General features: G+C 37.6%; 13 protein-coding genes and 1 pseudogene. 5 read left to right on the top strand and 9 right to left on the bottom strand.

Going from position 1 to position 21,501, the window contains the following annotated elements; all coding sequences use genetic code 11:
* Positions 1-2,602: pseudogene (locus tag E0H99_RS16790) on the bottom strand (hypothetical protein); the annotation flags it as partial.
* A gap of 11 nt (positions 2,603-2,613) precedes the next feature.
* The gene (locus E0H99_RS16785) at positions 2,614-6,891 is read right to left on the bottom strand and encodes a beta strand repeat-containing protein (RefSeq protein ID WP_131998364.1); all 4,278 of its coding nucleotides are present in this window, start codon (positions 6,889-6,891) and stop codon (positions 2,614-2,616) included.
* A gap of 611 nt (positions 6,892-7,502) precedes the next feature.
* Here E0H99_RS16785 and E0H99_RS16780 point away from each other — a divergent pair.
* The 5 genes from E0H99_RS16780 (at position 7,503) to E0H99_RS16760 (ending at position 13,960) form a co-directional block, all read left to right on the top strand.
* The gene (locus E0H99_RS16780; protein WP_131998361.1) at positions 7,503-8,270 is read left to right on the top strand and encodes an FISUMP domain-containing protein; all 768 of its coding nucleotides are present in this window, start codon (positions 7,503-7,505) and stop codon (positions 8,268-8,270) included.
* A 16-nt stretch (positions 8,271-8,286) separates the two neighbouring features.
* Positions 8,287-9,564: a TlpA family protein disulfide reductase gene (locus E0H99_RS16775; RefSeq protein WP_165930313.1), complete on the top strand. Its 1,278-nt coding sequence runs from the start codon at positions 8,287-8,289 to the stop codon at positions 9,562-9,564.
* A gap of 204 nt (positions 9,565-9,768) precedes the next feature.
* Entirely contained in the window at positions 9,769-10,380 is a 612-nt protein-coding gene (locus E0H99_RS16770) for a hypothetical protein (RefSeq protein ID WP_131998355.1), read from the top strand.
* 501 nt (positions 10,381-10,881) lie between these two features.
* On the top strand, positions 10,882-13,557 hold the full coding sequence (locus tag E0H99_RS16765) for a PAS domain-containing sensor histidine kinase (RefSeq protein ID WP_131998352.1): 2,676 nt from the start codon (positions 10,882-10,884) through the stop codon (positions 13,555-13,557).
* On the top strand, positions 13,550-13,960 hold the full coding sequence (locus E0H99_RS16760) for a response regulator (RefSeq protein ID WP_165930312.1): 411 nt from the start codon (positions 13,550-13,552) through the stop codon (positions 13,958-13,960). Before E0H99_RS16765 ends, E0H99_RS16760 begins: the two co-directional genes overlap by 8 nt.
* 511 nt (positions 13,961-14,471) lie before the next feature.
* Here the strand turns inward: E0H99_RS16760 and E0H99_RS16755 are convergent.
* From E0H99_RS16755 to E0H99_RS16725, 7 genes are all read right to left on the bottom strand, one after another.
* Positions 14,472-15,956, bottom strand: a complete 1,485-nt coding sequence (locus E0H99_RS16755) for a hypothetical protein (RefSeq protein WP_131998346.1) — start codon at positions 15,954-15,956, stop codon at positions 14,472-14,474.
* Positions 15,957-15,989: 33 nt separating this feature from the next.
* On the bottom strand, positions 15,990-17,393 hold the full coding sequence (locus tag E0H99_RS16750) for a CsgG/HfaB family protein (protein WP_131998343.1): 1,404 nt from the start codon (positions 17,391-17,393) through the stop codon (positions 15,990-15,992).
* 1 nt (position 17,394) lies between these two features.
* Positions 17,395-17,796, bottom strand: coding sequence for a curli production assembly/transport component CsgF (locus tag E0H99_RS16745; RefSeq protein WP_131998340.1), 402 nt, complete (start codon positions 17,794-17,796; stop codon positions 17,395-17,397).
* 17 nt (positions 17,797-17,813) lie between these two features.
* Complete coding sequence (locus tag E0H99_RS17515; protein WP_240723507.1) at positions 17,814-18,542, bottom strand: curli production assembly/transport protein CsgE; 729 nt, start codon at positions 18,540-18,542, stop codon at positions 17,814-17,816.
* A 9-nt stretch (positions 18,543-18,551) separates the two neighbouring features.
* On the bottom strand, positions 18,552-19,079 hold the full coding sequence (locus E0H99_RS16735) for a hypothetical protein (RefSeq protein ID WP_131998337.1): 528 nt from the start codon (positions 19,077-19,079) through the stop codon (positions 18,552-18,554).
* Positions 19,080-19,370: 291 nt separating this feature from the next.
* On the bottom strand, positions 19,371-20,102 hold the full coding sequence (locus E0H99_RS16730) for a hypothetical protein (RefSeq protein WP_131998334.1): 732 nt from the start codon (positions 20,100-20,102) through the stop codon (positions 19,371-19,373).
* 677 nt (positions 20,103-20,779) lie between these two features.
* Positions 20,780-21,364, bottom strand: coding sequence for a Crp/Fnr family transcriptional regulator (locus E0H99_RS16725; protein ID WP_131998331.1), 585 nt, complete (start codon positions 21,362-21,364; stop codon positions 20,780-20,782).
* Positions 21,365-21,501 lie beyond the last annotated feature (137 nt).

Genomic DNA, 21,501 nt, shown 5'->3' with positions numbered 1-21,501 from the left:
TAGAGACTAATGGCTCGGCAAGATTTATTATTTTTTGGTTTCCTAAATCAATGTCCGTTGCTGCCGCTGCAAAACCGCTCAGCACGATGGTGCTTTTCGAAACATCGGATGCTTTACCTGTCAGATCCCCAACAAAAAAATTGCCAGTAGTCAGGCCAATATCAGTCGGTGTGATAACCCTGCTATCTACATAATTTTTTGTCGCAGCATCTGTTCCCATTACTGGATCGGCAAGGTTGTTCATTTTGAAACCACCAATGGAAATGTCTGCTGTTGCCGCACCTAGATCACTCAATGAAATGGCACTCTTTGGTACCGAAGTAGCCTTATTTGATAAGTCCCCTACAAGCACATAATCTTTTGCCAAGTCCATATAAGCCGGCGTTGCCGTTCTGGTATCGACATAGTATTTTGTCACCGCATCCTGATCGAATACTGGCTCCGCTAAAAAGCTGATTCTGAATTGTGTTCCAATGTCGCCCATTGAAATGTCATCGGTAGCTGTGCCAAAACCACTGATTGGAATCAGGTTCTTTGGACTGGCAGCCGCTTTTCCAATTGCATTACCTACAAACAGGTTGTCCTTAGGTAAAGAAAGCAGCATGGCAGGGGTAATAAAAAGATCATCCACGTATTTTTTTGTCGCCGCATCCTGTTCCGCTGCCGGATCGGCCAGGCTATTCAATTTGAACCCCCCGAAGGAAATATCTGTCGCTGCAGCACCAAAACCACTTAGAGGAATGGTGTTTTTGACTACGGCTAGTCCGGTATTTGTGGCACTTCCAACGAGCAGATTTCCGAACGGTAGGGAAATACTCGAGGGAATAACAATTTTGTTATCCACATAATTTTTTGTTGCAGCATCTGTAGAGACTGTGGGCTCAGCAAGATTGTTCAATTTGAACCCCCCGAAGGAAATGTCTGTTGCTGCGGCACCAAAACCGCTTAGAGTGATGGTGTTTTTGGCGACAGCTGAAGCATTATTTATGGCACTTCCAACGAGAAGATTTCCTGTCGGAAGGCTAATATTGGATGGAGCAAACGCTTTGTTATCCACATAGAATTTAGTGGCTGCATCCTGCGCCACAGTGGGATCCAGCAAGTTAACAATTTTATAGTTTGTTATTCCATTACCTAAAGAAATATTTGCTGTCGCATTAGCAAAACCACTAATAGGGACAAGATTTTTTGAAACAGCTGCCGCTTTATTGGAGGCGTTCCCCACAAACAAACTGTTGTTAGGTAATGCTAGAAGAGTGGGACTTCCAAATAAACCATCGACATAGCTTTTGTTTGTTGCATCGGTTCCGGTAGACGGATTGGCAAGATTAATAATTTTATGATTTATAATTCCATCACCCAAAGAGACGTTATTGGCGGGATTGGCGAAGCCATCAAGCGTGATATTTACCTTGTCCAGTTTTGCTTCAGTTATAGCACTGTTTTTAATCGTTAGGTTTCCGTTGCTGGCCATCGTTGCATCACCGGATAGGAGAACTGGAACCGCCACATTGGAGGAATTCCCGACAAAAATTCGCCCATTCGGGAGGAAGTTATTCATAGGCATCCAAACGGTTCCGTCGTATACATATAGCTGGTGGTCTGAAGTGTTATAAAATAAGGTTCCTTCTTTTATACTTACTGCCAATGGATCCGGATTGACCGTCTCTGATGGTGTCGACCCATTGGTGGATACTTCTACCCAATTACCGTTAGCGTCCAAAACGTACAATATGTTAAGATCCGTATTAAAAAAAAGATCCCCGGGTTTACCCCCTGTTGGCATATCTGCCACAGTGCCACCAGCAGTCGTAGCGCCGCTGATATTGGCCCATTGTGAATCGCCATTCATCATATACATTGCCTTCTCTCCAGTGGCATAAAAAATGTCGCCCATTTTATAAATCGTCGGTAACGAAGATAGCGTTGCTGGGGATACCCAGGTGATGCCGTCAAAAACGTAATAGTAACCATCCCAATAGGATCTAATTACGTCACCCACAGTTCCGGAAGGCGCACTGGAAACAGGGGAGCTAAAATCATCTGGAATAGCAGTTATCACGGTCCATCCAGAAACCGTCAATTTATACATTTTGGAATCACCGGTATTTAATATCACGTCCCCAACAACACCAGATGCAACAGGCACGGAAGTCCCTGAGCTGTATTTTGGAAATTTGGCGTCGATGGAGAGTGTTGCTGTATTTAAAGCCGCAGTCAATACCCCCGCCGGTGTATTAAAAGTTATTAAAGGAAATCCACTGGCAGTAGGGCTATAAATAACTCCCAACCCTAATTGGGGGGTATTTGCGTCAAAGGTCTTTGTAGAAGCAATTATTGTACTTCCGCTAACGCTTACGGTCACTATCTCGAGAGTATTACCATTTATATCAATAATTCGATCTCCCACATTTGCTTCGCTCGCACTAAATGAACCGCCACTATCATTAAATAATCCTTGGATATTATAGCTAAAACTTGATACATATTCAACAGCGGTGATGTTCAATTGTCCGTTAAATCGTTTTATGGTTTGTGCATTAACCGATAATCCGAAAAACAATAATCCAAAAGCAATAATATAAATTTTAAGTAATTTCATATTCTTTGTTTTTAAGGTCTCACTACAATATAAAAGCCATTGGGCCCAGTATGAGAACCAAGACTTGTTGTTTGCATAGAAATACTCCCTAATCCGTAATTAGTTATCGCCCAATTGAATGAATTCACGCCTGGACCAACAACACTATTTACAATAGGAACCAGATTATTAATATCTACAAAATTAGGAACCGGAACAATAATATCAGTTATGTCGTTGTTCCATCGAGCAGCCTGATCGGTAATTATTAGGTTAAAATTATTCTGACTACCCAGTGCAGCGTAAGTGGTTTTGACTCTAAAATAGTCCAGATTTACACCAGAAGGTATGGTTACAGTTAATGTATTGGCATTAGTCCAAACTGCCGTGACGTTTGCCCCTGTTGCCCGGGCAAAGAAATTGGCGTCGCCATTTGGATGATACGCAATAAGCCCACCTCCTGAAGGGGTAACCCATGTTGCGGCAGTCCCGCCCGCGTTTACGGTCAAGACTTTATTAGCGTCGGCAGCGCCTGCTATGTCGGCTATCTTGTTTAATTTAGTTTTATCGGCAGGGAGCATCAAACTTGCATTAACAGTTGATCCAGCAGGGATTGTGGCATCCGTTCCGGTATCTGACATTACCACTCCATCCGTCGGGGAATTGGTATAGCTTAAATTAGTCACTCCCCCCCCCGCAGCATTCAGTGTACTGCCCGTAAAAGACAATCCGGTACCCAGGATAATTTCGCCAACGTTAGTTCCAACCAACCCGGAACCCAACAATTTGTTGGCCGTCATGGGTTGCATCTTAGCATAAGTGACTACACCGTTAGAAATAGTGGACGTAGCCGTGACATTTGCACTGCCGTTAAAGAGAGGTGAAGTGTATACAAGATCGCCAGAGGTACTTATAGTTCTAGCGGTTTGCAGGATTGTTGCACTTCCGGCATTGCCGCTAACACTTGTTTGGTCGCCAGTATTGGTTCCAGACAAATTAAATCCAGTCACATTTCCTGTAGCAGCTACCGATGATGGCGTGATAGCGCCTAAAGTTAAAGATATGGCTGGTGTTGTTGTTGCGTTTGCAACTATTCCAGTAACACCATTTGCGGGAGCCACTGAAACAGTTGTTACGGTTCCGCCTCCGCCTGTCGTGTTAAGGGTAGTGCCTGTAAAAGACAATCCACCACCTAGGCTAATTTCCTCTGCAACCCCACTTCCCGCTGTGCTTCGCCCTAACAACCGGTTTGTGGCTAGGTTTTGAAGCTTAGCATAAGTGACTACACCGTTAGCAATAGCGGACGCAGCCGTGACATTTGCACTGCCGTTGAAGACAGGTGAAGTGTATACAACATCGCCAGAGAGACTTATAGTTCTACCGGTTTGCAGGATTGTCGCACTTCCCGCATTGCCGCTAACACTTGTTTGGTCGCCAGTATTGGTTCCTGACATACCATCTAATTTTGTTTTATCGCCGGGAATCATCAAACCTGCCGTATTACCGCCGGCAATCGGAGTAACTGCAGGGATTGTGGCTGACGCTCCGGTATCTGAGGTTACGACTCCATTAGTTGCGGAATTGTTATAGCCTAAATTAGTCACCCCCCCCCCCACAGCATTCAGTGTACTGCCCGTAAAAGACAATCCGGTACCCAGGATAATTTCGCCAACGTTAGTTCCAACCAACCCGGAACCCAACAATTTGTTGGCCGTCATGGGTTGCATCTTAGCATAAGTGACTACACCGTTAGAAATAGTGGACGTAGCCGTGACATTTGCACTGCCGTTAAAGAGAGGTGAAGTGTATACAAGATCGCCAGAGGTACTTATAGTTCTAGCGGTTTGCAGGATTGTTGCACTTCCGGCATTGCCGCTAACACTTGTTTGGTCGCCAGTATTGGTTCCAGACAAATTAAATCCAGTCACATTTCCTGTAGCAGCTACCGATGATGGCGTGATAGCGCCTAAAGTTAAAGATATGGCTGGTGTTGTTGTTGCGTTTGCAACTATTCCAGTAACACCATTTGCGGGAGCCACTGAAACAGTTGTTACGGTTCCGCCTCCGCCTGTCGTGTTAAGGGTAGTGCCTGTAAAAGACAATCCACCACCTAGGCTAATTTCCTCTGCAACCCCACTTCCCGCTGTGCTTCGCCCTAACAACCGGTTTGTGGCTAGGTTTTGAAGCTTAGCATAAGTGACTACACCGTTAGCAATAGCGGACGCAGCCGTGACATTTGCAGTGCCGTTGAAGACAGGTGAAGTGTATACAACATCGCCAGAGAGACTTATAGTTCTACCGGTTTGCAGGATTGTCGCACTTCCCGCATTGCCGCTAACACTTGTTTGGTCGCCAGTATTGGTTCCTGACATACCATCTAATTTTGTTTTATCGCCGGGAATCATCAAACCTGCCGTATTACCGCCGGCAATCGGAGTAACTGCAGGGATTGTGGCTGACGTTCCGGTATCTGAGGTTACGACTCCATTAGTTGCGGAATTGTTATAGCCTAAATTAGTCACTCCCCCCCCCACAGCATTCAGTGTACTGCCCGTAAAAGACAATCCAGTCCCCAGGATAATTTCGCCAACGTTAGTTCCGGCCCCAGAACCCAACAATCTATTGGTGGTCATGGGTTGCATCTTAGCATAAGTGACTACACCTGGAGCAATAGTGGTTACATTGCCAATGGAGCTAATATCGCCCGTGAGGTTGGCATTGGTTGTCACTGTTGCTGCATTACCCGTCGTGTTTTGATTCAATATCGGGAAATTGGTCAGTAAGGCTGCACTCCCAGTTGGGCTCAAATAGTTTGTTCCTGCCAAGAAATTACCAGCTCTATAATCACTTGCATAGGCAGTATTTATGGCATTGTCTCCAGTATTGGTCCCAGATAAATTGGTTCCGGTCACATTTCCTGTAGCAGCTATGGATGTTGGTGTAATAGCCCCTAACGTTAATGTTATGGCAGGCGTTGTTGTTGCATTGGCAACAAAGCCAGAGATACCATTAGCAGTTGTCAATGCAACTGAGCTTACTCCTGATGCTACACCAGAATATTGGGGAATATTTAATGTGTTACCGACTAAAGTTGAAGGGCCGCTAATTCCACCTGTGGTAAGCAATATATTACCTTGTTTGCCCGCTAAATCCGTTGTTAAATTTAAAACTTGTGATTCAGGAATATTTCCCGATAATCCTGCTGCAGTACCCGTCGTGTTTTGATTTAATATCGGGAAATTGGTCAGTAAGACTGCACTTCCTGTTGGGCGCAAATAGTCTGTTCCTCCCACGAAATTAGCGGCTCTATAATCATTTGCATACTTAGTATTTGCGGCATTGTTTCCGGTATTGGTTCCTGATATGGCATCTAATTTAGTTTTATCGGCAGGGAGCATCAAACTTGCTTCGACAGTCGATCCCGCAGGGATTGTAGCATCCGTTCCGGTATCTGAGACTACCACTCCATTAGTTGCGGAATTGGTATAGGTTAAATTAGTTGCCGCTCCCCCGCCCGAGCCATTAGCTGCTGCGGTAATTCTTCCCTTTGCATCAACTGTAATATTCGCTCCTGTATAACTGCCCGCAGTAACTCCTGTATTTGACAATCCCAACAAACTGGATGCCGTACCATTTCCGACAAGTGAAGCGTCAGACAAGGTTTTTCCACCGCCACCAATCAATGCTGAAAAATCTACTTGACTATTTCTTGGCCCAGAAATTGAAAGTATGGGACCTGCAAGACTTAACGATTGGTTAAGATCACTCAGACTTACCGAATTACCATCTTTAATTGATAAATTATAGGCAGAATCAAAACTAAGTATGGGCGCAGTACCGCTGCCCGACGCCCCTTTTGGACCAATCAATTCTATACCCTTTAAAGACCAGCTCCCTCCTGTTTTTGGTCCATATAAAATGGCACTGTTAGTATTCAGATAGAAATCTCCATCTGCACCAATAGCTGAAGAAGGATTAGTTTCCCCGTTTAAAATGGTATTTACAGTCGTCCCTCCACCTCCAGCTTTCAACTCTGAACTGTTTGCCAATCTTTGCCACTGACCATTGGTATTGTAATAAAAACCTGGAGAATTATTAGTTTGATAGATCAACAAACCATTTGCAGGACTATTGATTCCATTACGTTGCAAAAGTGACATCCGTGGGATCAACACCCCTTTAGAACTAGACAACACTTCAAGTTGTGCACTTTCATCCGGCTCATTCGTTCCGATTCCTACCTGAGCTTTTGCGCTAAATGCAAATAAAAATCCGATAAGAATTACATAATATTTAATCGCGCTGCTCATAATAGTTATGGATTATAAGATTTATAATTCCTGATATAGTGTAGAAACTTAATTCCAATAATAATTTTTACACTACCAGAATTTAACAGTCTTATTTTACATATTGAACACATATTGCAAAATACCGAAATTTGAAATTAATAATTATAGACAAATGTCTAAAAATCAACTACTGATTTATCTATTTACTTCAACGAAAATGGAATGGAGTAATCAACTCTGAACTTAATAGTCAATGGCGTATAAATGAATTAAACTTTTTAGACATATGTCTAGTGCATTCCTCTTGATATTTATAAAATTTGCAGTTAAAAATTCGAAATAAATCATCCCAAACCTATGCATTTATTAATGTCCACTGAAAATGAAGTTTAAAACCCATTCCTACAACACCAGATAGGAATCAGCGAATTTAAAAATCATTTTATTAGTATAGAATCCAAACTAAAAAAATCTGCAGGCAACTTTTTTCACACCACTTATACAGACGATAAAAAAATTAGAATTTTTTAACTGTATCTATAAACTAGTAAATAAAAAATCGAGCTCCTTTTAAAAATTATTAGTAGAAAAAACTAAAAATTTCTATACTATTCTATAGATAACTGTAAATGACACAAAAATTCTTTATTATTCTGTTTTTTAGTTTCAGCGTACAGTGGCAGAAATTGCAATACAGCTCATATGTTCAATCTTATGGTTTTAGCGTTCGTTGCATCAAGAATATTGCAAGCTATGCCATTTGTGACGGCAGCGCACCTACTCCCGTGGTGCCTATTGTCTCCAGTAATGGGAAAACATGGATGGACAAGAACTTGGGCGACAGCTGGGCAGTTACAAGTAGCACAGACTACGAAGCCTATGGTTGTCTGCACCAGTGGGGGCACGGCAACGATGGGCATGCCAGCATAACATGGGCTTCCAGCACGGCAGGAACTGCCGTGAACGACACCACCACCACGCTCGCCTCTAGCGACACCCCTGGGAATGCATTATTCATTACCGTTGGAAACGATCCTTATGATTGGAGAAGCGACAACAACGATGCCAGATGGAAAGGACTTGCTGGAACCAATAACCCCTGTCCAGCTGGGTATCGCATTCCCACAGATGCAGAGTTTAGTCAAGAAGCTACCGCTTATAGTATTACCAATAATGCCACGGCATATACCAATGGTCCCAGCGGCGGCTTCAAGTTTATCCTTGCAGGCAGCCGCAATGAGATTGGTGGTCTGATCTCCGTTCAGGGCAGCGGTGGCAACTATTGGAGTAGTAAATTTTATGGTCCTTATGCTTACTTCCGCAGCAACAATAGTGCGAATTCATGCAGTAGCATTAACGACCGTGCATACGGGTTTTCCGTTCGTTGCATTAAATAAAATAAATAATACCCAAATGAAAACAGTTTTTTGTATCACATCCTTTCTATTTTTGACGGCTACTGCGGTTCAGGCCCAAACCCAATACCATATTCAGGGAAATTTGCCTCAAAACAGCAATACCGATCTTAACCTCAAGGGTTCTGTCTACCAAGGTGACACCTTGATTGCAACCACCAAAACCGATGACAAGGGAAGGTTTATCATCAGTTATCCGGCCAACTACAAGGGGGCTGCAGTGCTGGAAATTAAACCCAGCAAGAGCGTGATCCTGTTACTGGATCGCGAAAATTTTGAAATGCAATGGGACAAATTAGAGAATTTCACGAGCTTGAAGTTTACTCATTCACCGGCCAACGACTCTTTTGGCCAAGGACTGGAATTGTACCAGAAAAGCGAAGGAAAACGGGCTGGAATTAGCTTTTTGTTGCCCTTTTATGAGGATTCACAGATTAAGCTGTTGTTACAAAAGGAACTCGAAGTACAGGACAAGACCATGCTCCAATTCCTCACCGATTTGCCACAAGATTCCTATGCAACTTATTATCTAAACCTACGGCAGCTTCTGGCCGATATGCCGCAAACGGCCAGCCGCTATATAGAAAGAATACCAGAGCATGAAAAAGAGTTCAATAGTATGGCTTTTGGCAACGAGAAATTGATTGGATCCGGCTTATACAAGCAATTATTTGAAGGGTATTTTATCTTGCTGGAAAGTTATGGCGACAAGCAATATCCCCACATGAATGCAAGTATCGATGCCATAATCAAAAGTTTGAAATCCCAACCGACCTTGTTGCAGCAGGTAGCCGAAAATTTGTTTATCCTTTTGCAAAAACGGAGTTTGTTTCCGGCCGCCGAGCATCTAGCTTTGGCAATACTATCGAACGATTCATGCCAGATGGACGGCAAGTCAAAAACATTGTTTGAACAGTACCGCAAAATGGCAAAAGGAAATACTTCACCTGAATTGCAATTTGAAAATACAAAATCCTCTTTTATCAAGCTTTCAGAAATCAAAAGCAAACATAAGTTGGTCGTCTTTGGCTCCAGCTGGTGTCCTAAATGCACTGAAGAAATAGCAAAAATTAAATCCTTTTATTCACAATGGAAAAAAGACTATGATCTTGAAGTGATTCTAGTTTCATTAGACAATGAAAAAGAAAAATATGAGACATTCACAAAAGATTTTCCCTGGATTTCAAGCTGTGACTTGAAAGGCTGGGAAGGGCCTGGAGTGCGCGATTATTATGTTTTTTGGCACCCCTACTTTGTATTTATTAGATACCGATAATAAAATTATATTGAAACCCATTTCGCCAGAACAAATTCAGGCTTGGCTAGAGATGGTAAAAAAACAATAGAAATGACAATCCAAAATTATCAGCCAGCGTCAACTTTACTTTTATTTCTTACACACAAAAAATCATTATTAATCACAATTATCCAATTACAGTAGCTTTAGAAGCATCCATAAGGATAGTATTACACAAACAAAATGAACCAATTTAAAACAATTTTAACAGTACTGTTAACGCTTACCATCTTTTTAGGGTATAGCCAAAAAGACACCTATGTTTCCTTTAGCTCAGGTTTTGACGTAAAAAATGAGGTTATAGGAAGTCCTCCTACTAATAATAAGCCTTCCTTAAATTATCAATTCCAATTTGGTATGGTAGGTAATAATGTAGAAGTAAACATTGGTTATGAAGCGTTTCCAAGACTTGATTTTGACAAGTATACATTAGGTCTGGGATATCATTTCCATCTCTATGGCAATGCTTTAAGACTTCCTATACATACCGTATTTATACCAAGTATTGAACCCTCACTAATTGGAAGGCACGGTACCTGGGGTGGAGCACTATCGTATAATCAAGTATCGTCACACTTGTCCTTAGGATTAAACTTGACTTTTAGATGGCATCTAACTGAGACCACTGCCTTTGAATACTCGTTTAATGCTTTACCAAGAACCGATTTAAGTGCGATGTATGGCGATATGTCAACAATAGATCATACTTCAATTGGGGGAGTCAGAATTGTTGGCAATAATTTTCTTAAACTTACCTATATGGTTCCAATAGGTCAAAACAATAAAACCTACTAAATATGGAAGTAAAAAAGGGTCTCTTCTCCCCTAGCAGCTGTAGTCTAGCAATGCAGTATCCAAATTTGACGTAGCTATTTGCAAACTTAGAATATAATTTAATTTTTAGACTTTTGTCCATTAAAATCTAGTTCTTCCTACTGATATTAGCACCGCATAACAATACAGAAGGCGAGATACAAATTAATAAGAAAACTCCACCACTACTTCTTTCGGTAGTTATGGAAATGTAAATTTTCGCAGGAACAGATAAAAAAATTATGGAAATTTGAAAATTCAATGAGAAAAAGTAAACTGATTGTAATAAGCATTCGCAATCTTTTATAAAATCCAGAAAAAGAACAGTAAAACTATTCTACTAAATACGATTCCAATTTATAATTCAACCAGACTCGAATTTAGAAATGACAATAGTTATTAATAAATTTAATGTTAAAATACCTTCCATTTATACATTTTTAAAACAAATTAGAAATACCACCAAAAAGTACCAAAAAAATAATGGAAAATTTCAATTTTGAGAAAGTTAGAAAAAAAACAACAGACTCATATAAAATCAGTAAAGAAAAGAAACCTGAACCTAAAAAATTAGGAAGACTGGGTAAGATCGGTTTTGTGGATTTTAATCTACAGGATAATTCACTGTATTGTAGTGCTGTAGTTTATAAAATCCTGGAAAAAGAAAAAGTATCTTATATCCAATGTTGGGAAGACTATATTGAAACTATCCATTCCAACGATCAGGAAAATTACAAGAAAGAACACGCTTCTTTTTTGGCAGGGTTAAAAGACTTTAATGTTGAATACAGAATCATTTTACCAGATGGCACAATAAAGTGGATTCATGAGCAAGGTGAACTAATTAAAGAGCACCACAGGACTAAAATTTGCATGCAAAGAACAATACAAGATATAACAGAATACAAAAAAAATATTGAGAAATCGACTCAAAATGAATCTCTGTATAAAAGTTTCATACAATCGCAAACCAATTATATAATCAGAACAGATCTTGAAGGATCATTTACCTATTTCAATGATAAATTTCTAGAAGATTTTGGTTCGCGATTTGAAACCAAAAGTATTCTTGGCAATAATTCTCTGTCTTCTTTAAAACAATATCACCAAAATAAGATAATTGCAGTGGTAAAAAAATGTTTGAAACATCCCAATGAAATTTTTCAGGTGGCTATAGATACAAGTGATACCATATCTACCTTGTGGAGTTTTAGCAGTTTAACGAATGCTGAAGGAGAGTTTCAAGAAATCCATGGTTTCGGAATTGATATATCCGATAGGATGAATGCAGAAGATTCTTTAATAGAATGCGATGCCAGATACAGCCTTGCATGTAAAACTACCTCAGATGCTATTTGGGACTGGGAATCCAAATCAAATCGCTTATTTTGGGGTGAAGGCTTCACCACTTTATTTGGTCTCGATTCAGGAGTATTTAATTCTGATAGAAACAAATGGGAATCACATCTTCATCCAAAAGATGCGGCAAAGGCAATTAATGACATTAATGCAGTAATTGAAGGAACAAGCAACTATTGGCATGCTGAGTATCGCTTTAAGAAAGCAGATGGAAGCTATGCCTATGTTATTGATCGAGCCATAACTATTCGAGATAAAAAAAACAAGATTATTCGCATTGTTGGAGCTATTCAAGATATTACAGAGAAAAAAAAATTAGAACTTCTACTCGAAAAAGTGACTTCTTTATCCCGAATCGGGAGTTTTGAAATTGACTTTCTGAAAAATGAGGTATATTGGTCTGATATGGCAAAAGAAATACATGAAGTAACATCTGACTATATTCCTGATATAAATAATCTATATTCTTTTTATAAAGGTGGCGTAAACATTGATAGTATGGAACAGTCATTCAAGCACAGTGTAAAAAATAACGTTCCTTTTGACATTGAAACACAAATAATCTCTTCTAAAGGAATTGAACGATGGGTAAGAGTAATTGCTGTCCCAGAATTTTTTTACGGAAAATGCATGCGAATCATTGGTAGCTTTCAAGATATTGATCCCATAATTAAGGTAAAATCAGAAGTCGTAAAAGCAAATGAAGAAAAGGAGTTTATTTTGGAAAGTATTGGTGATGCTTTTTTTGCTCTGGATTATACTGGAATGATTACCTACTGGAATAAGCAGTCTGAAAAATTACTAAAATTTTCAAAAGAAAAAACAATAGGTAAAAACATATGGCAAATATTCCCGGATGTTGTAAATTCTTCTTTTTTTACTTTCTATCAGAAATGTATTGAAGAAAAAGAAAATCAGCATTTTGAAATTTATGTTCATTTGATAAACAGATGGTTTGAGGTGAGCGCATATCCTTCAAGCAAAGGGATTTCTGTATTTTTTAAAGATATTTCCTTAGGGAAAAAAGCTAATTCTGCTTTACTAAAATTAAATAAAAACTTACAGAAACAGACTAAAGAACTGGTTACAGCTAACAAAAATCTGGAACAGTTTTCGTTTATTCTATCCCATAACCTTCGCGCCCCTGTTGCAAATATACTAGGACTAGTTAACCTATTGGACGGCCAAGATTATCGACCTGAAGTAAAAGATAATTTTTTAAAAGAAATTTCTGATAATGTTAATCGTCTAGATAACATTATTATTGATTTAAACAATATCTTAAAGATAAGATCAAATATTTCTCTTAGTAAACAGGTTGTTAACTTAGAAAACCTAATCAGTTCCATTACACTGGGTATTCAAAACCTGATTGAAAAAGAACAAATTCAAATTATAACTAGATTTGAAGACATACCCGAATTAGAAACTGTTAGATCCTACTTGCACAGTATCTTTTTCAATCTCATAATAAATAGTATTAAGTACCGCAAAGACGATTCTTCGCTTAGAATTGAAATATCTTCCGAAAAAAACAAAGAAGGTGTTAAAATCATCTACATGGACAATGGATTAGGAATAGATCTGGCCAAAAACGGAAAAAAAATCTTCGGACTTTATCAACGATTCCATCATCACATTGAAGGTAAAGGGATGGGCTTATTTATGGTAAAAACGCAAGTAGAAACATTGGGGGGGGAAATCACCGTTTTAAGTGAAGTGCATAAAGGAACCCAATTTACACTAGAATTTAAATATAACAACTCAAATTTAATAACTCCGGATGAAAAAGATGATTAATTTTGTAATAGTTGATGATGACAATACGAGTCTTCTGATTGGTAAATTTACAATTCACAAATTTAACAATGAGGCCAAAGTAATAACGTTTACAGAACCTGAAATAGCACTGGACAAAATTGCGAAAGGCTTTGGAGATTACAATGAAGATATTCAGACTATTCTTTTTTTGGATATTAATATGCCTACTATGACCGGTTGGGATTTTTTGGATGTATTCAATAATTTTCATTTTAAAATAAAGAAAAGATTTCTTATTTACATCTTGTCCTCTTCTATAGAAGATTTTGAAAAAAAAGCAATAAAATATCCTTTTGTAACTGGATATCTATCAAAGCCCCTAAAGTTAAATTATTTGCAGGATATTTATAGTTCTCAAGTACCTAATTTAATTAACTATTAAGAAAAATATTTTGTTAGCAAATACTTTTGTCTTAAAACGATATGCAGAAAATAAGAAAATGCACTGATTTGATTTACAGATAACAGATATTAATGTTAAACTTCTTTATACCTCACTTAAGAATAACCTTAGAAAGAATAGTTACTTGTACGCTCTATTTTATTTTTTTTAATTTTTAAAGTTTATCGCGGAGTAAAATCATGAATTTTAGAATCCACATTTTAATTGTCATACAAAGTTATTGAACCCTCACGTTCCAAAAAAATTAAGTCCCTAGGGAATTTTAAACCCCTTCCCTATGCCCTTTTTTAAAAGTGCTGATTTCTGCAAACAAAGCGTCTAACCGATTTTAGATAAGGTAGAATACCAGCTAAAATTGAATTTCTTTTGACTTAACAAACTGCTACAGTGAATTAAGGGCTCTCAAAATAGGGTCAACTTATAGGTAGTAAAAAAGCGAGGCCATTTTTTAAGACAATCCCGCTTTTAGAAACAAACTAAATCCCTAATTTTACTCCCAATCTGGCATGATAACCCCACTAAATAAAAGTTTTCTCGAAAATGTCAGTCCAATCGTAAATTTCATTATTTTATTGGTAGAAAACCCATCATTAGAGGTACTTAAAAATAAAACTTCAGCGTCATTTGGAGAGTATCTCACGTCTAAATCTAAAGTTCCTGTCGCTTTTTCTACATCAAGTTCCGATGTAAAACCGGAATCAAAATTACATTCAAAAATTCGGGTGTCTAACTGCCTGTAATTTATTTCTTGAAAACCTGATACATCTCTTGTAAATAATAATTTCTTACCTGAAGCTGAAAAATTCACCCCCCCTATTGCGCCATTGATCCCGGATATTACCCTATTAATTACTTCTCCCGAAGTATTAATTACATAAATTTCGGCATTATAACCGTTAGTGTCGTTTACCTTTAGAGCGATTTTATTGCCGTCAAAACTCCAATCACACTCCGAAATAAATTTCCCATTAGGCGTTTGAAAAACTTTGGTCAAACCGGTACCATCACTGTTTATCCGGTATAGTTTGTCGAAATAAGGATACAAAATTTGATTTCCGAATGTATTCCAAGAAAAATTGATAAACTCTGAATTAAAACCAGCAACAGGAACGGCATTGGTTACTTTAAAAACTCCAGAGCCATCTGGGTTCATCGTGTAAATGTGATTTTGCGATCCGCTTGCCCTAATGAAAGCTATTTTTTTGGATTGATTATTTTTTCTCGGTCTCCAACTGTTTGCATCGGAAGAGGTAATTTGCAGTTCATTTCCCAACTCATCTCCTGTGTAAATCACATTATTACTATTCACTTTTTTTACAAATAAAAACCGATTATTTGGAAAAGATTTGGTTGTAAATGAACGTACCGAACTCCAAACAAGAGGATTTATACCATCCGATGCTGAAACCTGCCAATAATATTTAGTGCTATAGGCAAGACCCAATGGAGTAAAAATGGGAGAAACGATATTCGAATAAACAATAACGTCGCTGTTGGCATCATTCCTCAAAGTGATTCCATAAGTCAATTTATCGTTATCCGGATCGGAATCTGACCATGTTAAATTCAAGCCGATATTTTGATTTATATCATTATCTAATGGAAAAAGCAAGGCTGGAGTTAGTGGTGACCTGTTGTTGGTGGCCGTTGAAGTCTTGAGTTCAAAGACGATGGTTGCTATGCCGTTCGCGTTTACCGTTGCCTGCTCCGATTTCGAAATGTAATTTTCTATCTGGGTTTGAACGGAATAATTCCCCACTATTGCTTTGGAAATCTTAAAATTCCCGTCCTTGTCAGTAAAAACGATACTTGTTCCTGGAGTTGTAAACACTTTCACGTTTGTCAAAGGAGAAAAATCGATACCACTAACAACTTTTCCCTCAATTGAACCAAAATCAGCCTCTGTTATTCTTTCTTCACTGCAAGAAAAAAGCATTACCAAGAAAGTCATGCAAATTATATGTGTATATTTCATTATTTTTAAATTATTGTATTTTTCAAATAATCATTATTTTACTGTACTGGCTTTGCCCTTATCTTCCTTAAGTATTTTCGATTTATTCGTTGAAAAATAATAGGTCAAGCCCAAACCAAAACGGTAGTAATAATCATTACGTATCCCACTTTTTATATAGTCGATATTATCGCTCAAATTCTGGTTTTGTTCCCCGTACATTTTGATTCCTATTTTATCGGAAACCAAGTATTCTAAACCTGCTCCATATTGCAATTTGAAATGCAAGTTCTTGAATGCTTTGTTTTCCCCATAACCAAATCCTCCATAAAAAAAAGGGCTCAGTTTATCCTTGGGCAACAAAATCAGCTCCGCGTTAAGATCAAAAGTCGCATAACCCACATCCAAACGATCTTTATTTGCCAGTTTGAACACATTGGTGGAAACACTTAAATCAAATCCTGTTGTAAAAAAATATTTCAGCGCCCCTCGTCCCAGTGGTCTTAAAAGCGGATTAATATAATCCCCATCGATTAATGCAAGTCCTCCAGAAATTTCTATTCCATATTTGGATCTACGCTGCTTCAAGGATCTACCGTATATAGCCGCTGCACTCGCTCTTTCCTTTTCTTCACTGTATTTTGAAATTACAGCATCCACCTCTGGTTTAGGAGCAGCCGATTCCCATAGGTTGTCTTTTATTCCTTCCAAAACCAATGAGGTTACCGCCTTTTCGATGGCCTCTGTAACCGCCATTTGAATAGGCTCATTTGTGGTGTATCCTGTTTCTACTTCCAAGAGTCTTTTGAAATCAACATATTTGAAAAGACTTTGGTCTACTGCTTGGGAAAGTATAGTTTTTGAAACATAAACCGATTTCAATATTTTGCCGTTTGAAGTAGAAATAACCCGAAGATAGACAGTCACCCTGTCTTGTCTATATTTCACGGAACCTCCGCTACCAAAGTATCGCGCACCAAAACCACCCGTGACTATATTTGAGTCATAGGAAATAATCCCTCCTTCAAGTAAAACTCCTGCATAAAGCAAAGGAGTCAATTGAATTTCATTTGAATTTGTGTTTTTTGAATATTCCTGTCTGGTGGAGCGGATAAGATTCCTTTCCTGTAACAGATTACCAATATTTTCCCTCTCGATGGGTACAAACCATTTTGAATCTTCGAGTGCTTTAATTAATATTGAAGTGGCGCCTTGAGTTACGGACGTGCTGAAGTTACTTCCGCTTTCCGAAGCTTTATATTGTCCTGTTTGATCCCTAAATTTGTAGATCCCCACCACGATGGGTTCCTTGGGTTTTGGAAGGGATTTCAGTGACGACGTTGCCGAAGTATTTTCGCCAATGATTGCTTTTTCAATCCCCGTAGGTTGATTATAAAAAGCTCCACAGCCAAAAAGCAAAAAAAGGAGCAGAACTCCTGAACAATATTGTAATCTCATATTATTTATTTGGAATGATAACTTGCGTTTGATCTCCCGTACTGGTGTCCAAAATATCGAGGGTCAAGCCCGCCGTTGCATGATATATCTCGACAGAGAAACTCCCAAAATTGTAACTGCCGACCGAAAATCCGTTAGAACCAAATAGTTTGGCAAACATTTCCCGCGAAACTTGACTCAAAAATTGCGAATTCAATTGATCAGTGAATTTTTGTAAATCGGTTTTTTGAACAGTTGGAATTACTTTTTCCTTAAATGTCTTTTGAGATTCCGCAGAACTCAAAAGCCATTGGTAATTGAAAGTGTCTCCTCCAAAAGCAGGATTTATGGGCTTATAAACTAATCCTTGAGCTTTTAAGGAAAGCGAAACTAACATAATGCCTATTAAAAATTTAACTTTCATAATTTAAACTGTCTAATTCAATATTGGATCAAGTATTTCTCCTGATTTTCTAAATTTTTAAAATACAAAATTGTGGCATCAATAGACCTGTCGATCATATCACTCATAAACTCGTCGTCGGGTCTAGCCATGAATTGATAGATTACCTCATTCACTGCGACAATCGTGATGTTTGTATTTCTTGCAAAACTTAGTTCTTCTCCAACAACAACAATCTTTGAGGAGTTAATTTTTTCGTCATTATACCGATTAAAATAACGGTCATAAAAATCTTTCCCTAATTTTGTTTTTGTTTCATCCGAAACAATACCCTTCATTTCAAATCCGTCAACGGCAAGAATTACCGCTTTCTCATTTTTGGCATCATTCAAGACAACTTTGTCCTTGCCTATCAATTTCTTTTTCCCGTCATAAAAAAGAAGCAAAACAATTACTTCATCTTCTTTTTTTAGATTAATCTGGGCATCGGATACCTTTTGGGTTCCGTTGGGATCTATACAAACAAATCCTTCCTGAATGCTATTAGATCGATTCTCCGAATTATTATTTTTATTTATTATTGATAATTTATACGAAAAATCTTGAGACTGATTCGTTAAATTTTCGGCAATCCCCGCTATTTTAAAATTTTCTCCTGCTTCTTCGATTTCAATTTTGGCTTTAATCACCGTGTTTGTCGTCTGGGAGAACGAGACTCCACAAACAAGCATCAAAACCAATAATTTTTTTTGGACAGCAATTCTCATTCTAGTCATTTAATTACTTATCACAATTACGGAAGCACCGCTTCCCGTTTGTGTTATTTTCATGTTACTCGAAATAGAATTCGCCCCAATGGTCTGGATTGTTAGGTCGTTTCCGTTTTGCATAGTTTCCATATTTATAGCATACTGGCCATACAACGCATTATTCATTGTATTGTTACTTTCTCCCTTTTGTTCTACTTTCACTTTAACCTTACCTCCAGACATCTTGGCAAATTCGTAAAAATTATAATCTCCTTCTTGGTTAATTTGCATGTCCATGGTCTTCGACGTCGCATTGACGTATGCAACGTTATAATCGCCTACTTGTTGAATTAGAATTCCATTCCACGTCGAAAGGTCTGACGACTTCCCCTTTCCATTAGTAGCGACAGCTCCATTTATGCTCGTCACAATAGTAGCCAATTCTTCATTAGATACAATGACTGAGGGATCAGAACCGTCGGCGCTTTTCTTTTGAGAAAAAACGACTTGGGAAAAGATCACGAAAAACAAAAAAATGAAACTTTTTAAAGACATTACTTTTTTTTAGTTCTTTGAGTTTAATTCCCAAAGCATTGCTTCGAGAAAGTATTATTTATAACACCTACATTTTAAGGTAAACAATTACTTACATTCAAAATTCTATATTAATTTTTCTATAGTAAAAATAGTATCCAAACATATTCCTACTTCATCAAATTTAAAAACGAAACATTAGACAAGTACACCCCTGGGCTTAACTCAGAGGTGCAAATAAAATAAAAAAAAATCACGACCTAACTTTACTATAACACAACATTCAGATCGATCAAATTACATTCATTTAAATTACTGACCTTGAATTACAGTAGACAAGTTTCCAAATCCTTTTTGAGTCAATTGCGTTAAATTACCCTCTCCGTTTTGCTGTATATTAGATTTATTAAAACTACCCAATTGAGTTGAAAAGGCAGAATTTTCAAATCCTTTTTGCAAAGTTCCAACAACGTTACCGTCTCCAGCTTGAACTTGATTAGAATAACTATTAGACCCACTACCTTCTTGTACAGATCTAGCCACGTTAAAGTTACCACTTTGACTTTGAATCGCAACATTACTAGATCCCCCTCCAGTTTGTTGAGTACTAGCTAAATTCGAATTTCCAAATTGCGATTGAGTTGATTCATTAGCGGTCCCTGAAGTCTGAACAGACACAACTAAATTATTATCCCCAATTTGAGTTTGAGTAGAAACACTACCTAACCCACCCCCATTTTGAGATATGGAAGCAATATTACGCGACCCAATTTGCGTTTGATCAGCTATTAGACGATCCCCTTCTTGCAATACCGCAGCATTATTAGCAGCACCTGTTTGAGCTAAATAAGCGATGCTTCCGTTACCCGAAACATTAATACTTCCCGTATTAGATTCTCCGGCCTGCGTAATATTGGAAACATTTGCAATATTATCCGAACCCCTAACTGTATTACTTTGAGCAACATTTGCAACGTTACTCTGCGCCATTGCCGTCACTCCTGCCAAAAGCATCGCTGAGATGCAAAAAATCGCTTTTTTCATAAATATATTAAATTAGTTAATGTTACAAATTTCAAATCGAACAATCACAACAACGGTCTACGAAAGACTTTTTTGTTAATTGCACAAGCAAAAAAACCAGTCTTCTGCTAAAAAAAAAAAAAAAAAACGCAATCTGCAATCTTAATAAGCCAATGATTAAACTACGCATCAATAATACATCCTTATCTTTCTATTAAATCGAAAGTACACCGCCAACAGATTTTAAAAATCAAATTCTGTATGTATTTAATCCAATTAATAGGACTTTTCTAAATGTTTTTCCTACTCCTACATAAACATTTTGCTTATTCCAGTTTCTAAAGACAATAGAACCATAATAGAACCACCTACTTTAGTCTACAAAGATTCAAAACATATCATAAAAAACACTAGACAAATGTCTAAAAAAAAATATCTCGTAATTGAACTAAAGAACTTCAAGTGAAACTTTTTAAAACTAAAACTATTAGAGTTTGAATCCATCAATAGGTAGTGGATTTTAAAAATCATGTAGAGCCAGTTCTCGATATTTAAGCTATCAAGTCGTATTTTTCTACACTTATTGAACATGAAGTTAGTGTCATTGTTCTCCAAAGTGTAATCCTAAAATAAAATTTTCCGAAAATCAAATAATTTTAAACCCTCTAATATTTACTTAAAAGTTGTTTTATAGATTCTTAAAATATGGAATCAAAACACATTTTTTTTCTAATTCTACTTAAAGACTGCGGCTTTATACCTACATAAGAAGCGATATGGTACTGTGGAATTCGCTGTTGAACTTCGGGATATTTTTTGATAAAGCTTTCGTATCGTTGCTTTATATTTTCTTTATAAAATGATTTCAATTTTTTAACAACATCTATAATTTCGTGCTCCAACGCAAGCCTTCCGAAACGTTCTCCATTTTCAACATTAGTATAGAACTGTTGCAGATCGCTATAAGAAATAGAAAAAACTATACTGTCTTCCAATGCTTGAATATTTTGTACTGTTGCGATTTGCGGGACAAAACTTTCATAATCTGTTATAAAATAGCCTTCGCTTCCAAAATAAAAAGTTTTCTCCTCCCCTTCTTGATTGATATAGTATCTAAAAAGACCTTTTTGTACAAAACAGATGTGAGTAGAAATCTGACCCTCTTTTAAAAAATAATCATTTTTTTTAATTTCTCGTCTGTGAAAAAGTTGTTTAATAATAACTAAATCTTCTTCTGAAAGTTTAATGTATAATTTTATTTTATTTATTAATTGTGTATACATAAATTTATATTTAATGCTTGTCAAACTGAGTTGCTACTATATGTTTGTTACGAAATTTCTTTGATAGAGCAAGTAATCTGTTACTTGTTAAAGACAAAAAAGATCAAATACCGCCAAAACACTGATGCAAAAACAAA

The organism is Flavobacterium sp. GT3P67 (genome assembly GCF_004349155.1).
GTDB classification, from domain to species: domain Bacteria; phylum Bacteroidota; class Bacteroidia; order Flavobacteriales; family Flavobacteriaceae; genus Flavobacterium; species Flavobacterium ranwuense.
The sequence above is the reverse complement of the archived record's forward strand: the minus strand, read 5'-3'. Positions and strand labels throughout refer to the sequence as shown.

Coding starts and splice junctions, on each gene's coding strand:
- E0H99_RS16755 (WP_131998346.1), bottom strand. CDS start 15,956: ATGAAATATACACATATAATTTGCATGACTTTCTTGGTAATGCTTTTT.
- E0H99_RS16750 (WP_131998343.1), bottom strand. CDS start 17,393: ATGAGATTACAATATTGTTCAGGAGTTCTGCTCCTTTTTTTGCTTTTT.
- E0H99_RS16775 (WP_165930313.1), top strand. CDS start 8,287: ATGAAAACAGTTTTTTGTATCACATCCTTTCTATTTTTGACGGCTACT.
- E0H99_RS16735 (WP_131998337.1), bottom strand. CDS start 19,079: ATGTCTTTAAAAAGTTTCATTTTTTTGTTTTTCGTGATCTTTTCCCAA.
- E0H99_RS16760 (WP_165930312.1), top strand. CDS start 13,550: ATGATTAATTTTGTAATAGTTGATGATGACAATACGAGTCTTCTGATT.
- E0H99_RS16780 (WP_131998361.1), top strand. CDS start 7,503: ATGACACAAAAATTCTTTATTATTCTGTTTTTTAGTTTCAGCGTACAG.
- E0H99_RS16785 (WP_131998364.1), bottom strand. CDS start 6,891: ATGAGCAGCGCGATTAAATATTATGTAATTCTTATCGGATTTTTATTT.
- E0H99_RS16770 (WP_131998355.1), top strand. CDS start 9,769: ATGAACCAATTTAAAACAATTTTAACAGTACTGTTAACGCTTACCATC.
- E0H99_RS16730 (WP_131998334.1), bottom strand. CDS start 20,102: ATGAAAAAAGCGATTTTTTGCATCTCAGCGATGCTTTTGGCAGGAGTG.
- E0H99_RS16745 (WP_131998340.1), bottom strand. CDS start 17,796: ATGAAAGTTAAATTTTTAATAGGCATTATGTTAGTTTCGCTTTCCTTA.
- E0H99_RS17515 (WP_240723507.1), bottom strand. CDS start 18,542: ATGAGAATTGCTGTCCAAAAAAAATTATTGGTTTTGATGCTTGTTTGT.
- E0H99_RS16725 (WP_131998331.1), bottom strand. CDS start 21,364: ATGTATACACAATTAATAAATAAAATAAAATTATACATTAAACTTTCA.
- E0H99_RS16765 (WP_131998352.1), top strand. CDS start 10,882: ATGGAAAATTTCAATTTTGAGAAAGTTAGAAAAAAAACAACAGACTCA.